Annotated in this window: 14 protein-coding genes; 12 read left to right on the plus strand and 2 right to left on the minus strand. The window is 71.1% G+C overall.

Annotation, left to right across the window (positions count from 1 at the left end):
- Positions 1–114: 114 nt before the first annotated feature.
- The 3 genes from mycP (at position 115) to AB0P06_RS25760 (ending at position 3,391) form a co-directional block, all read left to right on the plus strand.
- Positions 115–1,347 carry a type VII secretion-associated serine protease mycosin gene (mycP, locus tag AB0P06_RS25750; RefSeq protein ID WP_363611209.1) on the plus strand — a complete coding sequence of 411 codons (1,233 nt, stop codon included), beginning with the start codon at positions 115–117 and terminating at the stop codon, positions 1,345–1,347.
- A gap of 69 nt (positions 1,348–1,416) precedes the next feature.
- Positions 1,417–1,992, plus strand: a complete 576-nt coding sequence (locus AB0P06_RS25755; RefSeq protein WP_363611211.1) for a SigE family RNA polymerase sigma factor — start codon at positions 1,417–1,419, stop codon at positions 1,990–1,992.
- Positions 1,993–2,092: 100 nt separating this feature from the next.
- Positions 2,093–3,391, plus strand: a complete 1,299-nt coding sequence (locus AB0P06_RS25760) for a hypothetical protein (protein WP_363611213.1) — start codon at positions 2,093–2,095, stop codon at positions 3,389–3,391.
- 75 nt (positions 3,392–3,466) lie between these two features.
- On the opposite strand, the gene AB0P06_RS25765 is transcribed toward AB0P06_RS25760, so the two are convergent.
- The gene (locus AB0P06_RS25765) at positions 3,467–4,882 is read right to left on the minus strand and encodes an APC family permease (RefSeq protein ID WP_363611215.1); all 1,416 of its coding nucleotides are present in this window, start codon (positions 4,880–4,882) and stop codon (positions 3,467–3,469) included.
- A 495-nt stretch (positions 4,883–5,377) separates the two neighbouring features.
- Positions 5,378–9,325 (minus strand): type VII secretion protein EccCa, encoded by a 3,948-nt coding sequence (eccCa, locus tag AB0P06_RS25770; RefSeq protein ID WP_363611217.1) that lies wholly within the window; start codon positions 9,323–9,325, stop codon positions 5,378–5,380.
- Positions 9,326–9,724: 399 nt separating this feature from the next.
- Between eccCa and eccD the strand changes: the two genes are divergently transcribed.
- The 9 genes from eccD (at position 9,725) to AB0P06_RS25815 (ending at position 20,755) form a co-directional block, all read left to right on the plus strand.
- Positions 9,725–11,182 (plus strand): type VII secretion integral membrane protein EccD, encoded by a 1,458-nt coding sequence (eccD, locus tag AB0P06_RS25775; protein ID WP_363611219.1) that lies wholly within the window; start codon positions 9,725–9,727, stop codon positions 11,180–11,182.
- A gap of 162 nt (positions 11,183–11,344) precedes the next feature.
- Positions 11,345–11,635, plus strand: coding sequence for a 30S ribosomal protein S15 (gene rpsO, locus AB0P06_RS25780; protein WP_196952393.1), 291 nt, complete (start codon positions 11,345–11,347; stop codon positions 11,633–11,635).
- A 430-nt stretch (positions 11,636–12,065) separates the two neighbouring features.
- On the plus strand, positions 12,066–14,273 hold the full coding sequence (locus tag AB0P06_RS25785; protein WP_363611222.1) for a polyribonucleotide nucleotidyltransferase: 2,208 nt from the start codon (positions 12,066–12,068) through the stop codon (positions 14,271–14,273).
- 91 nt (positions 14,274–14,364) lie between these two features.
- Positions 14,365–15,717, plus strand: a complete 1,353-nt coding sequence (locus tag AB0P06_RS25790) for a pitrilysin family protein (protein ID WP_363611224.1) — start codon at positions 14,365–14,367, stop codon at positions 15,715–15,717.
- Positions 15,718–15,775: 58 nt separating this feature from the next.
- Positions 15,776–16,522, plus strand: coding sequence for a 4-hydroxy-tetrahydrodipicolinate reductase (gene dapB / locus AB0P06_RS25795; RefSeq protein ID WP_363611226.1), 747 nt, complete (start codon positions 15,776–15,778; stop codon positions 16,520–16,522).
- Between the two features lie 25 nt (positions 16,523–16,547).
- The gene (locus AB0P06_RS25800; RefSeq protein ID WP_363611228.1) at positions 16,548–17,009 is read left to right on the plus strand and encodes a hypothetical protein; all 462 of its coding nucleotides are present in this window, start codon (positions 16,548–16,550) and stop codon (positions 17,007–17,009) included.
- Between the two features lie 41 nt (positions 17,010–17,050).
- Positions 17,051–17,785 carry an FAD-dependent thymidylate synthase gene (gene thyX / locus AB0P06_RS25805; RefSeq protein WP_363611230.1) on the plus strand — a complete coding sequence of 245 codons (735 nt, stop codon included), beginning with the start codon at positions 17,051–17,053 and terminating at the stop codon, positions 17,783–17,785.
- 215 nt (positions 17,786–18,000) lie between these two features.
- On the plus strand, positions 18,001–18,900 hold the full coding sequence (gene dapA / locus AB0P06_RS25810) for a 4-hydroxy-tetrahydrodipicolinate synthase (protein WP_363611232.1): 900 nt from the start codon (positions 18,001–18,003) through the stop codon (positions 18,898–18,900).
- Between the two features lie 169 nt (positions 18,901–19,069).
- Positions 19,070–20,755, plus strand: a complete 1,686-nt coding sequence (locus tag AB0P06_RS25815) for a ribonuclease J (protein ID WP_363611234.1) — start codon at positions 19,070–19,072, stop codon at positions 20,753–20,755.
- Positions 20,756–21,062 lie beyond the last annotated feature (307 nt).

Here is a 21,062-nt window from a genome sequence, read left to right on the forward strand (position 1 = left end):
GGGTCCCGCCCCGGCCGGGGCGGTGAGCGACTCCGCCGCGAGGGGCGGGTGCCCGGCATCCGGGCACGCGCCCCTGGCACGCGATCACGGGTGGACGACATGAGGGGTGGCAGGGTGTCCGGAGTCAGATACCGGAAGGCGGCCGTGACGCTGGCCGCGCTCACGGTGCTGGGCGGTCCGCTGGCCGCCCCGGCGTCCGCCGACGCACCCCAGCCCGGTCTGGCCGCCGCCGGCGACTGCCCCAACCCCGCGCCCAATGTGCAGGTCGTGCCGTGGGCGCTGCAGCGCGTGGTGCTCGACGAGGTCTGGCAGGGCGGGCAGACCACGGGCGCGGGCGTCACCGTCGCGGTGATCGACACCGGGGTGGACGACCAGAACCCGCAGCTGGCCGGCAAGGTCGTCGACGGGGGTTCGCTGCTGAAGGACAAGGAGAAGGGCACCGTCCTCGGCACCGGCAGGGAGGACCCGGTCGGCCACGGCACCAAGGTGGCCGGCATCGTCGCCGCCGCCCGCAGCGACCGGACCGGCTTCGTCGGGCTGGCCCCCGGCGCGACCATCCTGTCGATCCGTCAGAACGACAGCGAGGGCAGCGGCGACGTCTCCACCCTCGTCGAGGCGATCTACAAGGCGCTGCAGGCCGGTGCCAGGGTCATCAACATCTCGCAGGACGTGCGCGGCGCCGGCGGCACGGCCTTCGCCGGCTATCCGGAGCTGAAGGCCGCCATCGACGCCGCCGAGGCGAAGGAGGCCGTGGTCGTCGCCTCGACCGGCAACGACGGCAAGGAGGGCGACACCTATCCCGGGGCCTTCCCGACCGTGCTCGCCGTCGGCGCCTCCGACCGCAACAACGAGCGCGCGGGCTTCTCGCAGTACGGCGAGTTCGTGAAGGTCGCCGCGCCCGGTGTCGACATGCTCTCGACCGTCCCCAAGGGCGGCCAGTGCGTCGACAACGGCACCAGCTTCGCCGCCCCGTACGTGTCCGGGCTCGCCGCGCTGCTGATCGGCGCCCACCCGAAGTGGAAGGCCCGGCAGGTCCGCGCCTGGATCGAGCAGACCGCGCAGCGCACCGAGCACGGCCCGAACCGCTTCATCGGCTGGGGCGTGGTGGACCCGCTGAAGGCCGTCACCAAGGCGCCCGAGGTGGCACCGGAGAAGGCTTCCGAGGACACCCCCGTCGAGCTGGCCGCCGCCCCGATCGTGCCGCGGCCGGTCGGCCTCGGCGAGACCCAGGCCGACCGCGACGGCCGCACCGCGACCTATGTACTGGCCGTCGGAGGCCTGCTCGTCGCGCTGCTCATCGGCGGTGGCGTGGTGCTCAGGGACCGCCGTCGGAGCCCCGGGGACTGACCCGGGAGCCGTTCGAAAACCCATCCGGATCCGTCTGTAACATCCGGCCCCGCTCACCGCATCCAAAAGATGTCAGTGACAGTCGGCGGGGGGACAGGACGGATGCGGCGGATCGGCGCCACACGGCAGGCCAAGGACGCGGAGTTCCTGGAACTCGTGTCGGGCCGGACCGGTCATCTGTACCGCTCGGCCTGCCTGCTGACCAGCGGAGACACCCACCACGCGGAGGACCTCGTCCAGGAGGCCCTCGGCCGGATGTACGTCCTCTGGCGCCGCAGCGCGTGGACCGGCGGACGGGACCGGATCGTCAATCCCGGGGCGTACGCCCACACCGTGATGGTGCGCACCTTTCTCGCCCAGCAGCGCCGCCGCTCCAGCACCGAGCGCCCCACCGGTGACCTCCCCGAACCGGAGGTGCGCGAGGCGGACAGCACGCTGCGGCTGACGCTGCTCGGCGCGCTCGCCCGGCTGCCGGCCAAGGACCGGGCGGTGCTGGTGCTGCGCTACTGGGAGGACCGCAGCGTCGAGGAGACCGCCGAGGTGCTGCGGTGCTCCTCCGGCGCGGTGCGCACCCGTACCTCCCGCGCGCTGTCCCGGCTGCGCGGCCTGCTCGGCGACTCGTTCGCGGAGCTGGCCGCCCGCTGAGCCGACCGGGCCCGTTGAGTCCGCAGATCCCGCTGAGCCCGCTGAGTGCCCGAGCTCCGCCACCGACCGACCCCGTGACCGAAAGAAGCGGTGATCACCCATGTCCGAGCAGGACAGATTCGAAGACGACGTCGTCTACGCCCTCACCCGTACCGGTGAAGGCTTCCGCACCGAGCAGGCCCCGCTGGTCTCCGGCGGCCTGGACCGTGGCCGCCGCCGCTGGCGCCGCCGCTCGGCCGCCGCGGTGGTGAGCGGTACGGCCGCCCTGGCCGTGGTGGCCACCGGCGCGGTGTACCTCTCCGGCTCCGCCGGGAACTCCCCGGCCGGCACGGTGCTCACCGCGGCCGCCGAGCCGGCGGCCGGCAGCGGCACCGGGGCCGGAGGCGGTACGGGCTCCGCCTCCCCGACGCCGTCCGGCTCCGCGACCGCCGAACCGCCGGTGATCACCGGGGACGAGGTGCTGGCCACCTTCAAGGCGCTGCTGCCGAAGGGGACGGTGTCCAACGGTTCCGGGCGGGGTACCGACGACAGCAGCGGACCGGGCAACGGCACCTTCGCGGCCGCGGACCTGGTTCTCGACGACGGTCAGGGCAAGTCCTTGATCTCGGTCGCGATTCAGAAGCACCGCAAGGGCCAGTCGCAGCCGCGCACCTGCCCGGCCGACCTCAAGACCGCCCGGCTCGACTCCTGCGCCGTCACCGTCCTGCCGGACGGTTCCCGGCTGCTGCTCAGCCAGGGCTACGAGTACCCCGATCACCGGGCCGACACCAAGCAGTGGCTGGCGCAGCTGGCCGGGCCGGACGGCCGGGAGATCCTGGTGAGCGAGTGGAACTCGCCGCAGGAGAAGGGGGCGCCGGACAGCCGCCGCAATCCGCCGCTCGGCCTCGACCAGCTGAAGTCCGTGGCCACTGACAAGTCCTGGGACCGGATCGTCGCGGCGGTCCAGTACGACGGGGTCGACACCGAGCCGCTGGACACGGGCCTCTCGCTGGAGGACCGCGAGGCCGTCTTCGCCGGGCTGCTGCCCGCCGGGGCGCGCGTGACCGCCCGCGACGGCAGCCAGATCTACGCCACCTTCCAGGTGAGCAGCGGGACCACGACCGGCCCGGTGATCCTGAAGGTCGAGAACTGGTCGAAGCAGGCCGGCGACACGCAGCTGGGGGAGCTGTTCAAGGACGCGACCACGCTGCCCGACGGGACGAAGGTGGTCGAGTACGGACCTGGTTCCGCCAAGGCGGGCTCGGCCCAGCCGATGGTGGACACCCTCCACCCGGGCGGCCTGCGGGTCATGGTCACCCTCGGTTCCGGCCCCGCCAAGGGCGGTCGGACCGCGGGCGTACTGACCCTCGACCAGCTCAGGGCGATCGCCACCAGTGCGCAGTGGAAGCTCAGGAAGTGACCACGCCGTAGGAGACGGCAGTGCCCCGGGCCAGGGGGAGCCCGGGGCACTGCCGTGTGGGGGAGGGGTGGGGTCTCAGGCCTGCTGCTCGTCCTCGGGGAGGCTGATCACCCAGTGGCTGTCCTGCCGGGGGCGCAGGTAGAACAGCCAGTAGAGGGTGGCGGCGGCGGTGATGCCGCCGGTCCACAGCAGGGGTTCGGTGTCCAGCTGGGTGATGATGTAGACCAGCAGCGCGATCAGCACCACCGGGACGGCCGGCCACAGCGGCATCCGCCAGGCGGCGGCGTGCTTGTGGTGGGCGCGGCGGGAGAGCAGCGCGGCGATCGCGACCAGCAGGTACATCCCGGTGACGGCGACGCCGGTGATGTTGCTGAGCAGCTCGCCCGGGACGAAGCAGAGGGCGGCGCCGGGGAGGCCGACGGCGAGGGTGGCGACCCACGGGGAGCCGAACCGGCCCAGGGTGCCGAAGGCCTTGTTGACCGGCTCGGGCCAGGCCTTGTCACGGGCGGAGGCGAACAGCACCCGGGAGTTCTGGATCACCATGACGATGCCGGCGTTGATGATGGCCAGCGCCACGCAGAGGCTGATGAAGGTGCCGACGGCGGAGTTGCTCCAGGCCGTGACCATGCCGGAGATGTCACCGGAGCTGAGGGTGGCCAGGTCGGGGGCGCCCATGGTGATGGCGGCGACCGGGATCAGGAGGACGGCGGCGGAGATGCCGAGCGTCCACAGCACCGTGCGGGAGACGTTGCGGCGCGGGTTCTCCAGCTCCTCGGAGAGGTAGACCGCGGTGGAGAAGCCCTGGGTGATGAAGAGCGCGATGCCGAGTGCGCCGATGATGGCGCCGATGCTCACCGTGGTGGTGGCGCCGCCCTCGCCGGCGACCACGCCGTGCAGCAGGCTGGGCGCGTCGCCGTTGGCGTGGGCGAAGCCGAGCACCGAGACGACACCGGCGGCGATGACCTCCAGGACCAGGAAGATGCCGGTGATCCAGGCGTTGGCCCGCAGGTCCAGCAGACCGGCCAGGGTGGCGGCCAGCATCACCGCGGCGCCCGCGATCGCCTTGTCGACGTGCAGCACCGGGGCGAGGTAGTCGGCCGTGCCCAGGGCGATCACCGAGGGGACGATCATCACCACGATCAGCGAGAGCACGAAGACCAGCCAGCCGGCCAGTCGCCCGGCCAGGGTGCCGACCATCGCGTACTCGCCGCCGGCGCTGGGGATCAGGGTGCCGAGCTCGGAGTAGCAGAAGGCGACGGCGATACAGAGCACCGAGCCGATCGCGATGGCCAGGGCGGTGGCGCTGCCGATGCTGGAGAACAGCTCCGGGACGATCACGAAGAGCGTGGAGGCCGGGGTGACACAGGACAGCGTGAGCAGGGTGCCGCCCACGACGCCGATCGAGCGCTTGAGCTTCTGGGGGGAGGCGGTTGCGCCCTCGGTCGCCGCAGCGGGGGCTACGGCGAGTGGTGGGCGAAGCGTGTCGGTCATGTGGCTTCCGATCGGCTCTGTGCGGTCCTGGAGAGGGAGCGGTATCGCCTCCGCCGGCTGGCTGCTCTGGGTCCTGGTTCTGAACGCTCCCTGGCCGCCATGGAACCTTGGCCGTATTGATTGCGTCAATGGCGGAATTGCTTCGGAATCCGTTGCGGCAGGCGGCATAAACATGCGATCTGATGATCACTCACGGTCATTGTCATGCATGTCCGACTTGTTACTTTCGCCGCACCGTGCCTGAATCCAAGGTGAACGGAGTGTTGCAAGCGCCCATTCAAAGGCTGGGGTGGGGTGTGGCAGCGACTGCCCAGGCGCCCCTCCCGTGTCCGCCGTCCTCCCAGGCCACAACGGGAACCGCAGCGACACGCCGTAAAGATCTAGGTAACGTTTCAGTAGCTGGGACGCCGAAGGGGCCGGGCTCCTCCGAACCCGACCCCTTCAATCACCCTCCGTGACCGCCGCGCGAGGCGGCGCGGCGGACGGCGGCCCGTCCTACGCCGACGGCAGCCAGCCCGTCTGCACCATCTGCCCGCTGCTGATCCGGCGCGACACGTACACCCCCCGGCCCGGCGGCAGCGGCTGCGGCTTGACCGTGCCGAGCAGCGCGCCCTCGTCCTTGTTGCCGGACAGGATCACGCCCTGGCCGCCCAGCTCCCGCATCCGCTGCATCACCGGCTCGTACAGCGAGCGTCCGGCGCCGCCCGCGCTGCGCGCGATGACCACCCGCAGGCCGATGTCGCGGGCGAACGGCAGGAACTCGGCCAGCGGCGCCAGCGGGTTGCCCGAGCCGGTCGCCACCAGCTCGTAGTCGTCCACGATCACGAACATGTCCTTGCCGCTGTACCAGCTGCGGTTGCGCAGCTGCTCGGCGGTCACGTCCGGGCCCGGCAGACGGCGTGCGCAGGCCCCGCGCAGCATCTCCACGATGCCGGTCATGGCCGGCTGCGCCGCCGCGTACTCCACCAGGTACTCCGGTGGCACCGCGCCGAGCAGCGCCCGCCGGTAGTCGCCGACCACGATGCCGGCCTGCTCCGGGGTGTACCGCTCGGTGATCTGCTTGACCAGCATCCGCAGCAGCGCGGACTTACCGGACTCGGTGTCGCCGAAGACGATGAACAGCGGATCGGTCTCGAAGTTGACGAACGCCGGCGCCAGCTCCACCTCGTCCACGCCGAACGCGATCCCGCGCTCCGGGTGCTCGAAGCCCTTCGGCAGCGAGAAGCCGTCCAGCACCGTCGGCAGCATCCGGACCTGCGGCGCGCGCGGGCCGGTCCAGGCCGCGTTGACCGCGGCGACCAGGCCGGCCACCCCCTCCTGGAGGTCGTCCACGGTGTGCGAGCCGTCCAGCCGCGGCAGACCGGACAGGAAGTGCAGCTTGCCCGCGGTCACCCCGCGCCCCGGGACGGCCGGCACGTTCTGCGCCACCCGGCGGTCCACCTCGGACTCCATCGCGTCACCGAGCTTCAGCTCGGTCCGGTTCTGCAGCAGGTCCTTCAGGGCCGGGCGGACCTCGGCGTAGCGGGCCGCCGTGACGATCAGGTGGACGCCGTACCCGAGACCGCGCTGGGCGATGTCCCCGATCACCGGCTCCAGCATCTCGAACTCCTGCTTGAAGGTGTTCCAGCCGTCGATCACCAGGAAGACGTCGCCGAACCGCTCGTCCGGCAGCTGCCCGCCGGCCCGGCGGGCGCGGTAGGTCGCGATGCCGTCGATCCCGGTCGCGCGGAACAGCTCCTCGCGCCGGTTGAGCACCCCGTGCACCTCGCTGATCATCCGGCGGACCTTCTCGCCGTCCAGCCGCCCGGCCACCCCGCCGACGTGCGGCAGGTCCTGCAGCGTCTGGAAGCCGCCGCCGCCGAAGTCCAGCAGGTAGAACTGCGCCTCCAGCGGGGTGTGGGTGAGCGCGAACGCGGCCACCGTGGTCCGCACCACGGTCGACTTGCCCGAACGCGGACCACCCACGATCAGACCGTGGCCGGCCGCCCCCGCGTAGTCCTGGTGCAGCACCTCGCGCCGCTGGTCGCGCGGCTTGTCGACGATGCCGATCGGCACGTTCAGCCGGCCCAGCGCCCCGAACCCGGGCGAGGTCAGACCGCGCTCGGTGGTCGCCTGCAACGGCGGCAGCAGCTCGTCCACGCTCGGCGCCTCGTCCAGCGGCGGCAGCCACACCTGGTGGGCGGCCGGCCCCTGGCCCGCCATCCGCTGCACGAACACGTCCAGCACGGTGTCGACCAGCGCGTCGTCCTGCTCCTCGGTCTCCGGCTCCACCTCCCGCACCAGCGGCTCCGCCACCGGCACCTCGGCCGCGGTGAACCGCACCGGCTGCGCCGTCACCAGCCGGCCGCCGGTGGAGCGCTGCTGCCCCGGGGCGCGGTACGGCCCGGAGACGTACGCGGCCTTGAAGCGGTCCATCACATCGGTGCCGAACTTGAGGTAGCCCACCCCCGGCACCGGCGGCAGGTGGTACGCGTCCGGCACCCCGATCGCCGCCCGGGACTCCGCCGCCGAGAAGGTGCGCAGGCCGATCCGGTACGAGAGATAGGTGTCGAGGCCGCGCAGCTTGCCCTCCTCCAGCCGCTGTGAGGCGAGCAGCAGGTGCACACCCAGCGACCGGCCGATCCGGCCGATCTGGATGAACATGTCGATGAAGTCCGGCTTGGCGGTGAGCAGTTCGGAGAACTCGTCGATGATCAGGACCAGGGACGGCAGCGGGGCCAGCGCCGCGCCCGCCGCGCGGGCCCGCTCGTACTCGTTCAGGTTGGCGTAGTTGCCCGCCGAACGCAGCAGCTCCTGGCGGCGGTTCATCTCGCCCTCGATCGCGTCGCGCATGCGGTCGACCAGGGTGAGTTCGCCCTCCAGGTTGGTGATCACGGCCGAGGTGTGCGGCATGTCCGCCATGCCGGCGAAGGTCGCACCGCCCTTGAAGTCCGCGAGGACGAAGTTCAGCACCTCGGAGGAGTGCGACATCGCCAGGCCCAGCACCAGCGTCCGCAGCAGCTCCGACTTGCCGGAGCCGGTCGCGCCGACGCACAGGCCGTGCGGGCCCATGCCCTCCAGCGCGGCCTCCTTGATGTCCAGGTAGACGTGCTCGCCGCCGGCGCCGACCCCGATCGGTACCCGCAGCCGCTCGTGCTGCGCGCGCGGCCGCCAGCTGCGGGTCACGTCGAACGAGCCCGGGTCGCCAGAGTTCATCAGATCCGTGAAGTCCAGGTTGGACAGCAGCGGCTCGTCGTCGCCCCCGGCCGAGATCCGGTACGGCGCCAACTGCCGGGCCAGGGCCTCGGACTGCCAGGTCGAGAGGGTGTCCGGCCGGCCGGCGTACGTCGCACCCGAGACCGAGCGCAGCACCAGCTCCTCCGGCGTGACGGTGACGATCAGATGGCCGGTCGGCTCGTCCAGATCGCCCGGGACCACCTCGATGATGGTGACCCCGTGCACGCCCTCCGGGCCGGCCAGCAGCGAGTCGGGCGGTACCGAGGCGCCGTCCATCACGACGATGACGTGCGGCTGGTCCGGCGCCGGCGCGGCGTCGCGCACGAAGCGCTGACGGCCGGCCAGTTCGTCCTGGAGCAGGTCCTCCAGCTCACCGAGGCCGGTGGCGATCAGCCGCCGCGAGCCGGCCCCGTCGCCCTCCTTGCGGTGCTGGTTGTGCGGGAGCCACTTGGTCCACTCCCACTCCTCCACCGCGCCCGGCGCCGCGGCCACCGTCACCAGCAGGTCGTCCGGCGAGTGCAGGGTCGTCATCTGGGCGATCATCGCCCGGACGTTGCCGTACACGGTGTCCGGGTCGCCGCAGACCGTGATGTGGTAGAAGGCGCGCAGCGAGACCGCCAACGGCAGGTCCTGCAAGGTCCCGTGGGCCTTCAGGAAGGTGTGCATCGCGGCCGCGGAGAGCGGCTCCAGCTCGTCCATCGGCGCGGTCTGCGGCGCCACCAGCGGCGTGGACAGCTGCACCGGCCCCCGGCCGACCCTGATCTGCGCGAAGTCGGCGTCCCCGGTGCGGCGCTCCCACAGCCGGCGGCCGTCCGCGACGATCGACCAGAGCTGGTCCGGCTCCGGGTTCAGGAACAGCTGCGCGCCGCGCTGCCGTTCGGCGGTGCGGCGGACCTGGCGGCGCATCTGCTGCAGGTACTTGAGGTAGTCGCGCCGCTCGTCGGCGGTGGCCGTCGAACCGCCCTTGCGCGCCCGGACGATCTGCGCCAGCGCCATGCCGACCGTCGAGACGATCATCAGACCGCCCATGATCTTCATAGGGGCCTGCGCGCCGGGCGAGAAGAAGAACACCGCCGAACCGCCCATACCGAGCATCGGCAGAATGCTCATCACCCAGTCCTCGCCGCCCGCCCTGGGCAGTTCGGGCGGGCTGACCAGCTCCACCGGCTCGTCCGGCACCGCGGGCGGATAGGCCCGGGCGGGCCGCTTGACCGTGATCACGCTCATACGCACCCCACCGCACGGCCCAGAACGGTTCGCTCGTTCACTTCGGCATCAGCCCTCACGCAACTGGAAATACGTACGGGTGAGGGCGCCCCGTGTGACGCCGCCCCCGCTTCGCCGACCGCAGGCATCCGGGGAGGAGCGCGGCCCCTGTCCCCGTCGCCGTGCGCAGGGGCCGATCCTACTGGTCACCCCCGGGGCCCGTACCGGCCCTACCCCACCGGCCCTGAGCGGTACCGCGCACGAACGGAGCGGGTAGGGTAACGCCGCGCCAACTCGCGGCCGGAACGAGCCAGTTCCACCGGCCGGCGCCCGCGCAGCAGCCAGACCGACCGCCGCCCGAAGCCGCGGCACCGTCAACAAGGGGGAGCGCCCAGTGCGTCGAGCGATCGAGGGGTGCCCATGAGCACTTCCGCCACGACCGGATTCTGCCGGGTCACCGTCGTCGCCCCGAACAGCCGGATCGACGTCGCCCTGCCCGAGGACGTCCCGCTCGCGGACATCTACCCCGAGGTGCTGCGCCTCTCCGGCCAGACCCAGCCCGACGGCGTCCCGACCGGCTTCCACCTGGTCCGCCGCGACGGCACCGTGCTGGACAGCGGCCTGCCGCTCGCCGCCCAGCAGGTCCGCGACGGCGACCTGCTCAGCCTGCGCCCCTTCGCGGAGTCGCTGCCGCCGGCCGTCTACGACGACGTCGCCGACGCCATCGCCACCGCCGTCGAGGCCGACCGCCGCTTCTGGAGCCCCGAGCTGATGCGGGCCTTCGGCCTGATCGGCGCCGGTGTGCTGCTCGCCCTGCTCGGCTTCGCGCTCTGGTTCTCCGACCTGCGCCACGACATGCACGGCCTGCCCGGCGTCCTCTCCGGCGTCACCGCCGTGGTGCTCACCGCGCTCGCCGGCGTCCGCGCCCGGGTCTACCAGGACGCCTACGCCGCCCTCGCGCTCGGCCTCGGCGCCCTGCCGCACGCCATGATCGGCGGCAGCGGCGTCATCGCCGTCGCCCACCCGTGGGACGGCCCCGGCCGGCTCCAGTTCCTCACCGGCTGCGTCGCCGTCCTGGTGGTCGCCGTCCTGCTGGCCGGACTGCTGCCGGAGAAGGACGCGCTGTTCGTCGCCGCCGCCTTCCTGGCCGCCGCCGGTGCCCTGGCGACCTTCGCCGCCGTCCTGCTGCCCGGCACCCCGGCCGGCCACGTCGCCGCCGTCACCGGCGTGGCCGCCGTCGCCGTGATCGGCTTCCTGCCCGGTCTCTCCGCCCGCTTCGCCCGGCTGCCCGTCGGCTTCAGCGCCCCCGGCCAGACCCGCACCCGCAGCCGCGACTACGACGAGGAGGCCGGCCGCGCGGAGGCCGTCCAGTACGAGCGGATCGCCCACCAGGCCCGCCGCGGCCACGAGGTGCTGGTCGGCCTGGTCGGCGGCTGCGCCGCGGTGATCGTCGGCGCCTGCGCGGTGCTCGGCTTCACCGACGAGCTCTTCCCCCAGCTGCTGGCGCTGGCCATCGGCCTCGCCACCATGCTGCGCGCCCGCCTGTTCCGCTACACCGCGCAGGTCTTCAGCCTCACCATCGCGGGCCTGCTCGGCCTGTCGCTGCTGATCATCGGGCTGTCGCTGCACACCCCGCTGTTCATCCTGAAGGCCGCCGGCTCCACCGACGTCGACCTGCGCACCATCTGGCTGGCCGCCTCGATCGCGGCCGGCGCCGCCCTGCTCACCGCCATCGCCCTGGTGGTGCCCCGGCTCGGCGTCTCACCCTTCTGGGGACGCATCCTGGACCTGGTCGACAGCCTCACCCTGATGGCCCTGGTACCGCTCGCCCTGGCCGTCCTCGACATCTACCACCTGGTGCGCGGAGCGACCGGCTGACCGGCCGGGCGAACGGCACTGGTACGCTTGGCCTCCGAGCGCAGCCTTGTACCCGGCCCCAGGCCGGTGGCAGCAGGCGGCGCCCGCGTTACGACACCGAGTTCTTCAAGAGTCCTGTGCCGTAGACCAGGACCGCTCGGTATCACCTGTTAAGGAGTTGCAGTGGCTCTCGCCTCTGACGTCAAGAAGCAGATCATCGCCGAGTTCGGCCAGAAGGAGGGCGACACCGGCTCCCCCGAGGTTCAGGTGGCCATGCTCTCCCGCCGTATCTCGGACCTGACCGAGCACCTCAAGACCCACAAGCACGACCACCACTCGCGCCGCGGCCTGCTGATCCTGGTCGGCCAGCGTCGCCGCCTGCTGCAGTACCTGGCCAAGAAGGACATCGAGCGCTTCCGTACGCTCGTCGACCGCCTGGGCATCCGCCGCGGTGCCGCCGGTGGCGCCCGCTAAGACCGCCGCTCGGGGCGGCTCCCCACACCGGGGAGCCGCCCTTCGCGCGTATGCCGCGGGCCACGGCCCGTGGTCGGAGATAACAACTCGCGCCGACCTCCCCAGGTGGCCGAGGATTGCACCGTAGGGTTGTGGGCATGCCGGGTGATGGCGCCGACGAGCGCCACCCGAGCAGAGACCCGACCCCCCGCGGGCCGAAGGCTTCAAACGGAAGCCGCCCGCATCCGAGAGAGCGTCCAGACGCGGACCGCCCGTCCAGGCCTGGCAGCCGAGAGGCGCCGGTCCTCGGTAGTGGCCGCCGGAAGCCCCGCAGACCGAGCGGGGCCCACCGGAGGCTTCGATCGAAGACCGGCCCGGACTGTCCAGGGCCACCAGCGGGCCATGCGCGGGGACGCTCTCCCGGAGACGTACGAAAGAGGAGATCTTCCAGGTGGAAGAGAACGTGTTCTATGCCGAGGCCGTGATCGACAACGGTTCCTTCGGCACCCGTACCATCCGCTTCGAGACCGGCCGCCTGGCCCGTCAGGCCGCCGGCTCGGCCGTGGCCTACCTCGACGACGACACCATGGTGCTGTCGGCCACCAGCGCGTCGAAGCAGCCGAAGGAGCACTTCGACTTCTTCCCGCTGACCGTGGACGTCGAGGAGCGGATGTACGCCGCGGGCCGGATCCCCGGCTCGTTCTTCCGTCGTGAGGGCCGGCCCTCCGAGGACGCCATCCTCACCTGCCGCCTGATCGACCGCCCGCTGCGCCCGTCCTTCGTCAAGGGCCTGCGCAACGAGGTCCAGGTCGTCTGCACGATCATGGCGCTCAACCCGGACCACCTGTACGACGTGGTGGCCATCAACGCCGCCTCCGCCTCCACCCAGCTGGCGGGCCTGCCGTTCTCCGGCCCGATCGGTGGCGTCCGCGTCGCGCTGATCAAGGGCCAGTGGGTGGCCTTCCCGACCCACAGCGAGCTGGAGTCGGCCGTCTTCGACATGGTCGTCGCCGGTCGCGTCCTGCCGGACGGCGATGTCGCGATCATGATGGTCGAGGCCGAGGCCACCGACAAGACCATCAAGCTGGTCGAGGGCGGCGCCGAGGCGCCCACCGAGGACGTCGTCGCCGCCGGTCTGGACGCCGCCAAGCCGTTCATCAAGGTGCTCTGCGCCGCGCAGGCCCAGCTGGCCGCCCAGGCCGCCAAGCCGACCGGCGAGTTCCCGGTCTTCCTGGACTACCAGGACGACGTGCTCGCCGCGCTGACCTCCGCCGTGAAGGACGAGCTGGCCCAGGCCCTCACCATCCCGGGCAAGCAGGAGCGCAACAACGAGCTGGACCGCGTCAAGGCGCTGGCCGCCGAGAAGCTGCTGCCGGAGTTCGAGGGCCGCGAGAAGGAGATCAGCGCCGCCTACAACGCGCTGACCAAGAAGATCGTCCGCGAGCGCGTCATCAAGGACAAGATCCGCATCGACGGCCGCGGTGTCACCGACATCCGCACCCTGGCCGCCGAGGTCGAGGCCATCCCGCGCGTTCACGGCTCGGCCCTGTTCGAGCGCGGCGAGACCCAGATCCTGGGTGTCACCACGCTGAACATGCTGCGCATGGAGCAGCAGCTGGACACGCTCTCCCCGGAGACGCGCCGCCGCTACATGCACAACTACAACTTCCCGCCGTACTCGGTCGGCGAGACCGGCCGCGTGGGCTCGCCCAAGCGCCGCGAGATCGGCCACGGCGCGCTGGCGGAGCGGGCGATCCTGCCCGTGCTGCCGACCCGCGAGGAGTTCCCCTACGCGATCCGCCAGGTCTCCGAGGCGCTGAGCTCCAACGGCTCCACCTCGATGGGCTCGGTCTGCGCCTCGACCATGTCGCTGCTGAACGCCGGTGTGCCGCTGAAGGCCGCCGTCGCCGGTATCGCCATGGGCCTGATCTCGCAGGAGATCGACGGTGAGACCCACTACGTCGCGCTGACCGACATCCTGGGCGCCGAGGACGCGTACGGCGACATGGACTTCAAGGTCGCCGGTACCCGCAACTTCATCACCGCCCTGCAGCTGGACACCAAGCTCAACGGCATCCCGGCGTCGGTGCTGGCCGCCGCGCTGAAGCAGGCCAAGGACGCGCGTCTGCACATCCTCGACGTGATGAACGAGGCCATCGACGCGCCCGACGAGATGTCGCCGAACGCGCCGCGCATCATCACCATCAAGATCCCGGTGGACAAGATCGGTGAGGTCATCGGCCCCAAGGGCAAGATGATCAACCAGATCCAGGAGGACACCGGCGCGGACATCACCATCGAGGACGACGGCACCATCTACATCGGTGCGGTCGACGGTCCCTCGGCGGAGGCTGCCCGTACGACGATCAACCAGATCGCCAACCCGACCATGCCGGAGGTCGGCGAGCGCTACCTGGGCACCGTGGTCAAGACCACGACGTTCGGCGCGTTCGTCTCGCTCATGCCGGGCAAGGACGGCCTGCTGCACATCTCGCAGATCCGCAAGCTCGCCGGTGGCAAGCGCGTGGAGAACGTCGAGGACGTGCTCGGCGTCGGCGCCAAGGTCCAGGTCGAGATCGCCGAGATCGACCCGCGCGGCAAGCTCTCCCTGATCCCGGTGGTCGAGGGCGAAGAGGACGGCGAGGCCGCTTCCGAGTGAAGCGCCGCTAGTTGACCCCGCGGCCCGCACGCCACGTCGGCGTGCGGGCCGCACCCTGTTGTTGCACATGCTTTCTACGGAGGTACACCCCGTGGCTCAGGCCTCGGCGGCGAAGCAGCGCCCCGGCACCACCCGGACCCTGCTCAAGGGCGTGGACGGCGCCGGCACGGTGCGCCGCACCGTCCTCCCCGGCGGCCTGCGGGTCGTCACCGAAACCCTGCCGACGGTGCGCTCCGCGACCTTCGGCATCTGGGTCGGCGTCGGTTCGCGGGACGAGACCCCGCAGCTCAACGGCGCCACCCACTACCTGGAGCACCTGCTCTTCAAGGGCACCGAGCGGCGCAGCGCGCTGGACATCTCGGCGGCCCTGGACGCGGTCGGCGGCGAGATGAACGCCTTCACCGCGAAGGAGAACACCTGCTACTACGCCCGGGTCCTGGACACCGACCTGCCGCTGGCCATCGACGTGGTCTGCGACATGCTCACCGGTTCGCTGATCCGCCCGGAGGACGTGGAGGCCGAGCGCGGCGTCATCCTCGAGGAGATGGCGATGGCCGAGGACGACCCGGGCGACGTGGTGCACGACCTCTTCGCCAAGGTGATCTTCGGCGACGGCCCGCTGGGCCGCCCGATCCTCGGCACCCAGGAGACCGTCCGGGGGCTGACCCGCGACCAGATCGCCGGCTTCTTCCAGCGCCGCTACCGGCCCGAGCAGCTGGTGGTCTCCGCGGCCGGCAACCTGGACCACCGCAAGGTGGTCCGGCAGGTCGAGCGGGCCTTCGCGCCGATGCTGGCCCGCTCCACGGCCGCGCCCGCCGAGGCCCGGCGCGGGGTCAAGGCGCTGCGGACGGCCGGCCGGATCGAGGTGCTCAACCGCAGCACCGAGCAGGCCCATCTGGTGCTGGGCGTGCCCGGGGTGCCCCGGCACGACGAGCGCCGCTGGGCGATGGGCGTGCTCAACGCGGCCCTCGGCGGCGGGATGAGCTCGCGGCTGTTCCAGGAGGTCCGGGAGAAGCGCGGCCTGGCGTACTCGGTGTACTCGTACTCCTCGTCGTACGCGGACAGCGGCCTGTTCGGCATCTACGCGGGCTGCCAGCCCAAGCGGGTCGAGGAGGTGCTGCGGATCTGCCGCGAGGAGCTCGCCAAGGTGGTCGCCGAGGGCATCACCGAGGAGGAGCTGCAGCGGGCGATCGGGCAGATCTCCGGTTCCACCGTGCTCGGCATGGAGGACACCGGCTCGCTGATGAACCGGATCGGCAAGGCCGAGCTGAGCTACGGCCACCATCTGTCGGTGGACGACATACTGGCGAAGATCGCGGCCGTGACCCTGGACGACGTCCAAGCGGTGGCCCGTGATGTGCTGGGCGCGTACCGGCCGTCGCTGGCGCTGATCGGCCCGGTCAGCGACAAGCGGGCCGCCCGGCTCGCCGACCTGCTGGTCTGACCGGCGCCGCCGGTCGTGTTGCTCTTGCTGGTCCCACTGGTCTGAAGGGAAGTTCGTCATGACGCTGCGTGTCGCCGTGATCGGTGCCAGGGGCCGGATCGGCTCGGAGGCCGTCAAGGCCGTCGAGGCCGCCCCGGACATGGAACTGGTCGCCACCCTCGGCCGGGAGTCGAAGCTCTCCGAGCTCACCGACGCCGGTGCGCAGGCCGTGGTCGAGCTGACCCACCCCGACTCGGTGATGGGCAATCTCGACTACTGCCTGCACCACGGCATCCACGTGGTCACCGGCACCACCGGCTGGACGGACGAGCGGCTGGCCACCGTCCGCGGCTGGCTGGACGAGGCACCGGAGCTGGGCCTGCTGATCGCACCGAACTTCTCCATCGGTGCGGTGCTCGGCATGAAGTTCGCCCAGACGGCCGCCAAGTACTTCGAGTCGGTCGAGGTGGTCGAGCTGCACCACGACCGCAAGGCCGACGCGCCCAGCGGCACCGCCACCCGCACCGCCCAGCTGATCGCGGCCGCCCGGGCCGAGGCGGGCCGGCCGCGCCAGCAGGACCCGACCACCCACAGCCTGCCGGGCGCCCGCGGCGCCGACGTGGACGGGGTGCCGGTGCACGCCGTCCGGCTGCGCGGGCTGCTCGCCCACCAGCAGGTGATGTTCGGCGACACCGGCGAGACCCTCACCATCCGGCACGACTCGCTGCACCACAGCAGCTTCATGCCGGGCATCCTGCTCGGGGTGCGCAAGGTGGTGGAGACGCCGGGGCTCACCCTCGGCCTGGAACACTTCCTGGACCTGTGACCGTGATCACCGCTTGGAGCGCCGCATGACCTCGCGTACCGGCTTCTTCGTGCTCGCCGCCGTGCTGCTGCTGGTCGCCCTGATCTGCGTCGGCGAGGGTCTGCAGCTGATCGCCACCGGCAAGCCGCTCGGCATCGGCATCGGGCTCTGCGCCTTCGTCATCCCGCTGATCGGCGTCTGGTTCCTGCGGCAGACCGTCCGCTTCGGCCGGGCCAGTGAGCGGCTCGCCCGGGAGCTGGAGGCCGAGGGCGGCCTGCCGGTGGACGAGCTGCGGCGCACGGCCGGGGGACGGATCGACCGGGCCTCGGCCGACGAGGTGTTCACCCGCCGCCAGGCGGAGGCGGAGGCGGCGCCCGGCGACTGGCGGGTCTGGTTCCGCCTCGCCGTGGCGTACGCCGACGCCGGCGACACCCCGCGCGCCCGCAAGACGATGGCGCACGCCATCCGGCTTCACGGCGCGGCCGGTGCGCCGACCCCCGCGGGCTAGGCTGTCGGCCGGCACGTACCCGAACTCTGGAGGATTCTCGCGTGAGCGACGAAGTGGGCACCGCCCCGCAGTTCCGCAGCGACGTCACGGTGGAACTGGTCCGCAGCGCCGCCGCCGACTCGGACGTCATCTGGGCGGCGCGGGTCTCGACGGCGGGGGAGCAGTCCCTGGAGGCGCTGCAGCAGGACCCGGAGAAGTCCACGGGTCTGATCAACTACCTGATGCGGGACCGGCACGGCACGCCGTTCGAGCACAACTCGATGACCTTCTTCATCAGCGCGCCGATCTTCGTCTTCCGGGAGTTCCACCGCCACCGCAGTGGCTGGTCGTACAACGAGGAGTCCGGCCGCTACCGCGAGCTGCAGCCGGTCTTCTACGTGCCGGGCGAGGAACGCAGGCTGGTCCAGCAGGGCCGGCCGGGCCGCTACGAGTTCGTCGAGGGCACCCCGGAGCAGCACCGGACCGTCACCGGGGCGATGGAGGCGGCGTACCGCGAGGCGTACAGCCGCTACCAGGAGATGCTGGCGGCCGGCGTCGCCCGCGAGGTGGCCCGGGCGGTGCTGCCGGTCGGTCTGTTCTCGTCGATGTACGCGACCTGCAACGCCCGCTCGCTGATGCACTTCCTGTCGCTGCGGACGAAGAAGGAGAACGCCAGCGTGCCGTCCTTCCCGCAGCGCGAGATCGAGATGGTCGCCGAGCGGATGGAGGAGCAGTGGGCACGGCTCATGCCGCTCACCCATGCGGCCTTTGAGAAGCACGGCCGAGTCGCCCCCTGAGCTGGGACGACAGGCATATGGACGGCTTGTCCAGAATGTCTGGATTGCGGCTTTTCTAGCCGCTCCCTACGCTCGTGACACGGATTCCGGTGCTGCTTGAACCCCCGAGCATGCAGCACCGGGATCCCATTCTCCCGCCGCCCTGAGTGCTACACCTGTCCGAACCCTGGACCGGCATGGGTACCGCCCCACCGCCTACGAGTAGCTTTGGACGCATGGCTCCGACCTCCACCCCCCAGACGCCTTTCGGCCGGGTCCTGACCGCGATGGTGACTCCGTTCACCGCCGACGGCGGTCTCGACCTCGACGGCGCCCAGCGCCTCGCCGCGCACCTCGTCGACTCCGGCAACGACGGACTCGTCGTCAACGGCACCACCGGTGAGTCCCCGACCACCAGCGACGCCGAGAAGGCCCAGCTCGTCCGCGCCGTGGTGGAGGCCGTGGGGGACCGGGCCCACGTGGTGGCCGGTGTCGGCACCAACGACACCCACCACAGCGCGGAGCTGGCCCGCCAGGCCGAGGCCGCCGGAGCGCACGGCCTGCTGGTCGTCACGCCGTACTACAGCAAGCCCCCGCAGGAGGGTCTGTACCGGCACACCACGCACATCGCCGACGCCACCGGCCTGCCGGTCATGCTCTACGACATCCCCGGCCGCAGCGGCGTCGCGCTCGGCCACGAGACGCTGGTCCGGCTCGGTGAGCACCCGCGGATCGTCGCCAACAAGGACGCCAAGGGCGACCTCGGCGCCGCTGCCTGGGCCATCGCCCGTTCCGACCTTGCCTGGTACTCCGGGGACGACGTCCTCAACCTGCCGCTGCTGTCCGTCGGAGCCGTCGGTGTGGTCAGCGTGGTCGGGCATGTCGTCGCCGGCGAGCTGCGCAGCATGATCGAGGCCTTCCTGGGCGGCGATGTGGCCAAGGCCACGGCGATCCACCAGGGCCTGCTCCCGGTCTTCAGCGGTATGTTCCGCACGCAGGGTGTCATCCTCACCAAGGCCGCCCTGGAGCTCCAGGGCCTGCCGGCCGGGCCGCTGCGGCTGCCGCTGGTGGGGGCGACCGCCGAGGAGATCGTGCGATTGAAGAAGGATCTCGCCGCCGGCGGGGTACACCTGTAACAGACACAGACGTGCGCGCCCCGGCTCGCCGGACCTCTCGGGGTCTGCCGCTGAACCGGACGAAGGCGTGAGAGCACCGACCCAGTAGGAAACCGACACTGAGTACACACGCCATATGTCTCCAGGGGGAGGACCCCGGGCATATGGCGTGCGTCGTGAGGAGAGTCTTTTGAGCCACCCGCACCCCGAACTCGGCGCGCCCCCCGCACTCAAGGAGGGCGCCCTCCGCATCACTCCGCTCGGCGGCCTCGGCGAGATCGGCCGCAACATGACGGTCTTCGAATACGGGGACCGCATTCTCATCGTCGACTGCGGTGTCCTCTTCCCCGAGGACGAGCAGCCCGGCGTCGACCTGATCCTGCCGGACTTCAGCTACATCCGGGACCGTCTCGACAAGATCGACGGCATCGTCCTGACCCACGGGCACGAGGACCACATCGGTGCCGTCCCGTTCCTGCTCCGGGAGAACCCGGACATCCCGCTGATCGGTTCGAAGCTGACCCTCGCCCTGATCGAGGCCAAGCTCACCGAGCACCGCATCCGGCCGTACGTGCTGGAGGTGAAGGAGGGCCAGCGCGAGCGCATCGGCCCGTTCGACTGCGAGTTCATCGCGGTCAACCACTCCATCCCGGACGCGCTGGCCGTCGCCGTGCGGACGCCGGCCGGCATGGTCGTCGCCACCGGTGACTTCAAGATGGACCAACTGCCGCTCGACGGCCGCCTCACCGACCTGCCGACCTTCGCCAAGCTGGCCGAGGAGGGCATGGACCTGCTGCTGGTGGACTCCACCAACGCCGAGGTCCCCGGCTTCATCCCGCACGAGCGCGACATCTCGGTCGCGCTGCGAAACGTTTTCGCGAACGCGGACAAGCGCATCATCGTCGCCTCCTTCGCCAGCCACGTGCACCGCATCCAGCAGGTGCTGGACGCCGCGCACGAGTACAAGCGCAAGGTGGCCTTCGTCGGCCGCTCGATGGTCCGCAACATGGGCATCGCGCGGGAGCTCGGTTACCTGAAGGTGCCGGGCAACCTGATCGTCGACGTGAAGACCCTGGACGACCTGCCGGACAAGGAGGTCGTGCTGGTCTGCACCGGCTCGCAGGGCGAGCCGATGGCCGCGCTGTCCCGGATGGCCAACCGCGACCACCAGATCCGCATCGTCGAGGGCGACACCGTCGTCCTGGCCTCGTCGCTGATCCCGGGCAACGAGAACGCCGTGTACCGGGTGATCAACGGCCTGACCCGCTGGGGCGCCAAGGTCGTGCACAAGGGCAACGCCAAGGTGCACGTCTCGGGCCACGCCTCGGCCGGCGAGCTGCTGTACTTCTTCAACATCTGCAAGCCGCGGAACCTGATGCCGGTCCACGGCGAATGGCGCCACCTGCGGGCCGCGGCCGACCTCGGCATGGCGACCGGTGTGCCGCGCAACCGCACGGTCATCGCCGAGGACGGTGTCTGCGTCGACCTGGAGGGCGGCGTCGCCCGGATCGTCGGCAAGGTGCAGGCCGGCTACGTCTACGTGGACGGTTCCTCGGTCGGTGACATCACCGAGGCCTCGCTCAAGGACCGCAGGATCCTCGGCGAGGAGGGCTTCATCTCCGTCTTCGTGGTGGTCGACTCCGCCAACGGCAAGATGGTGAGCGGCCCGACCATCCAGGCCCGCGGCTCCGGTATCGACGACAACGCGTTCGGCCCGGTCGTCGCCAAGCTCCAGGAGGCCCTGGAGCGTTCGGCCGGCGACGGCGTCCTGGAGGTCCGCCAGGTCCAGCAGCTGGTCCGCCGGACCATCGGCAAGTGGGTGGCGGACAACTACCGCCGCCGGCCGATGATCCTGCCGGTCGTGGTCGAGGTCTGACCCCTCCACTGCCCGGTTTGACGTGGGGCGGCCCGGTGCGTAACGTTCTCCGGGTTGCCCCACGGGACGGCCGGAAGCTTTCGAATGGAATTCGGGAGCGGAAAGCAGCCCGAGAAACTCTGATAGAGTTCGGGAGCGCCGAAAGGCGAAAGCCAATCAGATAAACGAAACTCCGGAAAACGGAGCGGAAAACATCTGATAAGCTTGAAACACGAAAGAACGAAGCGCCCGGAGGGCCCGCTGGAAGGCGGCCTGAAGGAAGTGTCCGTTCCTTGAGAACTCAACAGCGTGCCAAAAGTCAACGCCA

It is taken from the genome of Kitasatospora sp. NPDC088351 (assembly GCF_040685575.1).
Lineage (GTDB): Bacteria > Actinomycetota > Actinomycetes > Streptomycetales > Streptomycetaceae > Kitasatospora.

What these genes read in the sequence shown, in the direction of transcription:
- dapB (WP_363611226.1), top strand. Translation starts at nt 15,776, where the DNA reads ATGACGCTGCGTGTCGCCGTGATCGGTGCCAGGGGCCGGATCGGCTCG.
- dapA (WP_363611232.1), top strand. Translation starts at nt 18,001, where the DNA reads ATGGCTCCGACCTCCACCCCCCAGACGCCTTTCGGCCGGGTCCTGACC.
- AB0P06_RS25755 (WP_363611211.1), top strand. Translation starts at nt 1,417, where the DNA reads ATGTCAGTGACAGTCGGCGGGGGGACAGGACGGATGCGGCGGATCGGC.
- eccD (WP_363611219.1), top strand. Translation starts at nt 9,725, where the DNA reads ATGAGCACTTCCGCCACGACCGGATTCTGCCGGGTCACCGTCGTCGCC.
- AB0P06_RS25765 (WP_363611215.1), bottom strand. Translation starts at nt 4,882, where the DNA reads ATGACCGACACGCTTCGCCCACCACTCGCCGTAGCCCCCGCTGCGGCG.
- AB0P06_RS25760 (WP_363611213.1), top strand. Translation starts at nt 2,093, where the DNA reads ATGTCCGAGCAGGACAGATTCGAAGACGACGTCGTCTACGCCCTCACC.
- eccCa (WP_363611217.1), bottom strand. Translation starts at nt 9,325, where the DNA reads ATGAGCGTGATCACGGTCAAGCGGCCCGCCCGGGCCTATCCGCCCGCG.
- AB0P06_RS25800 (WP_363611228.1), top strand. Translation starts at nt 16,548, where the DNA reads ATGACCTCGCGTACCGGCTTCTTCGTGCTCGCCGCCGTGCTGCTGCTG.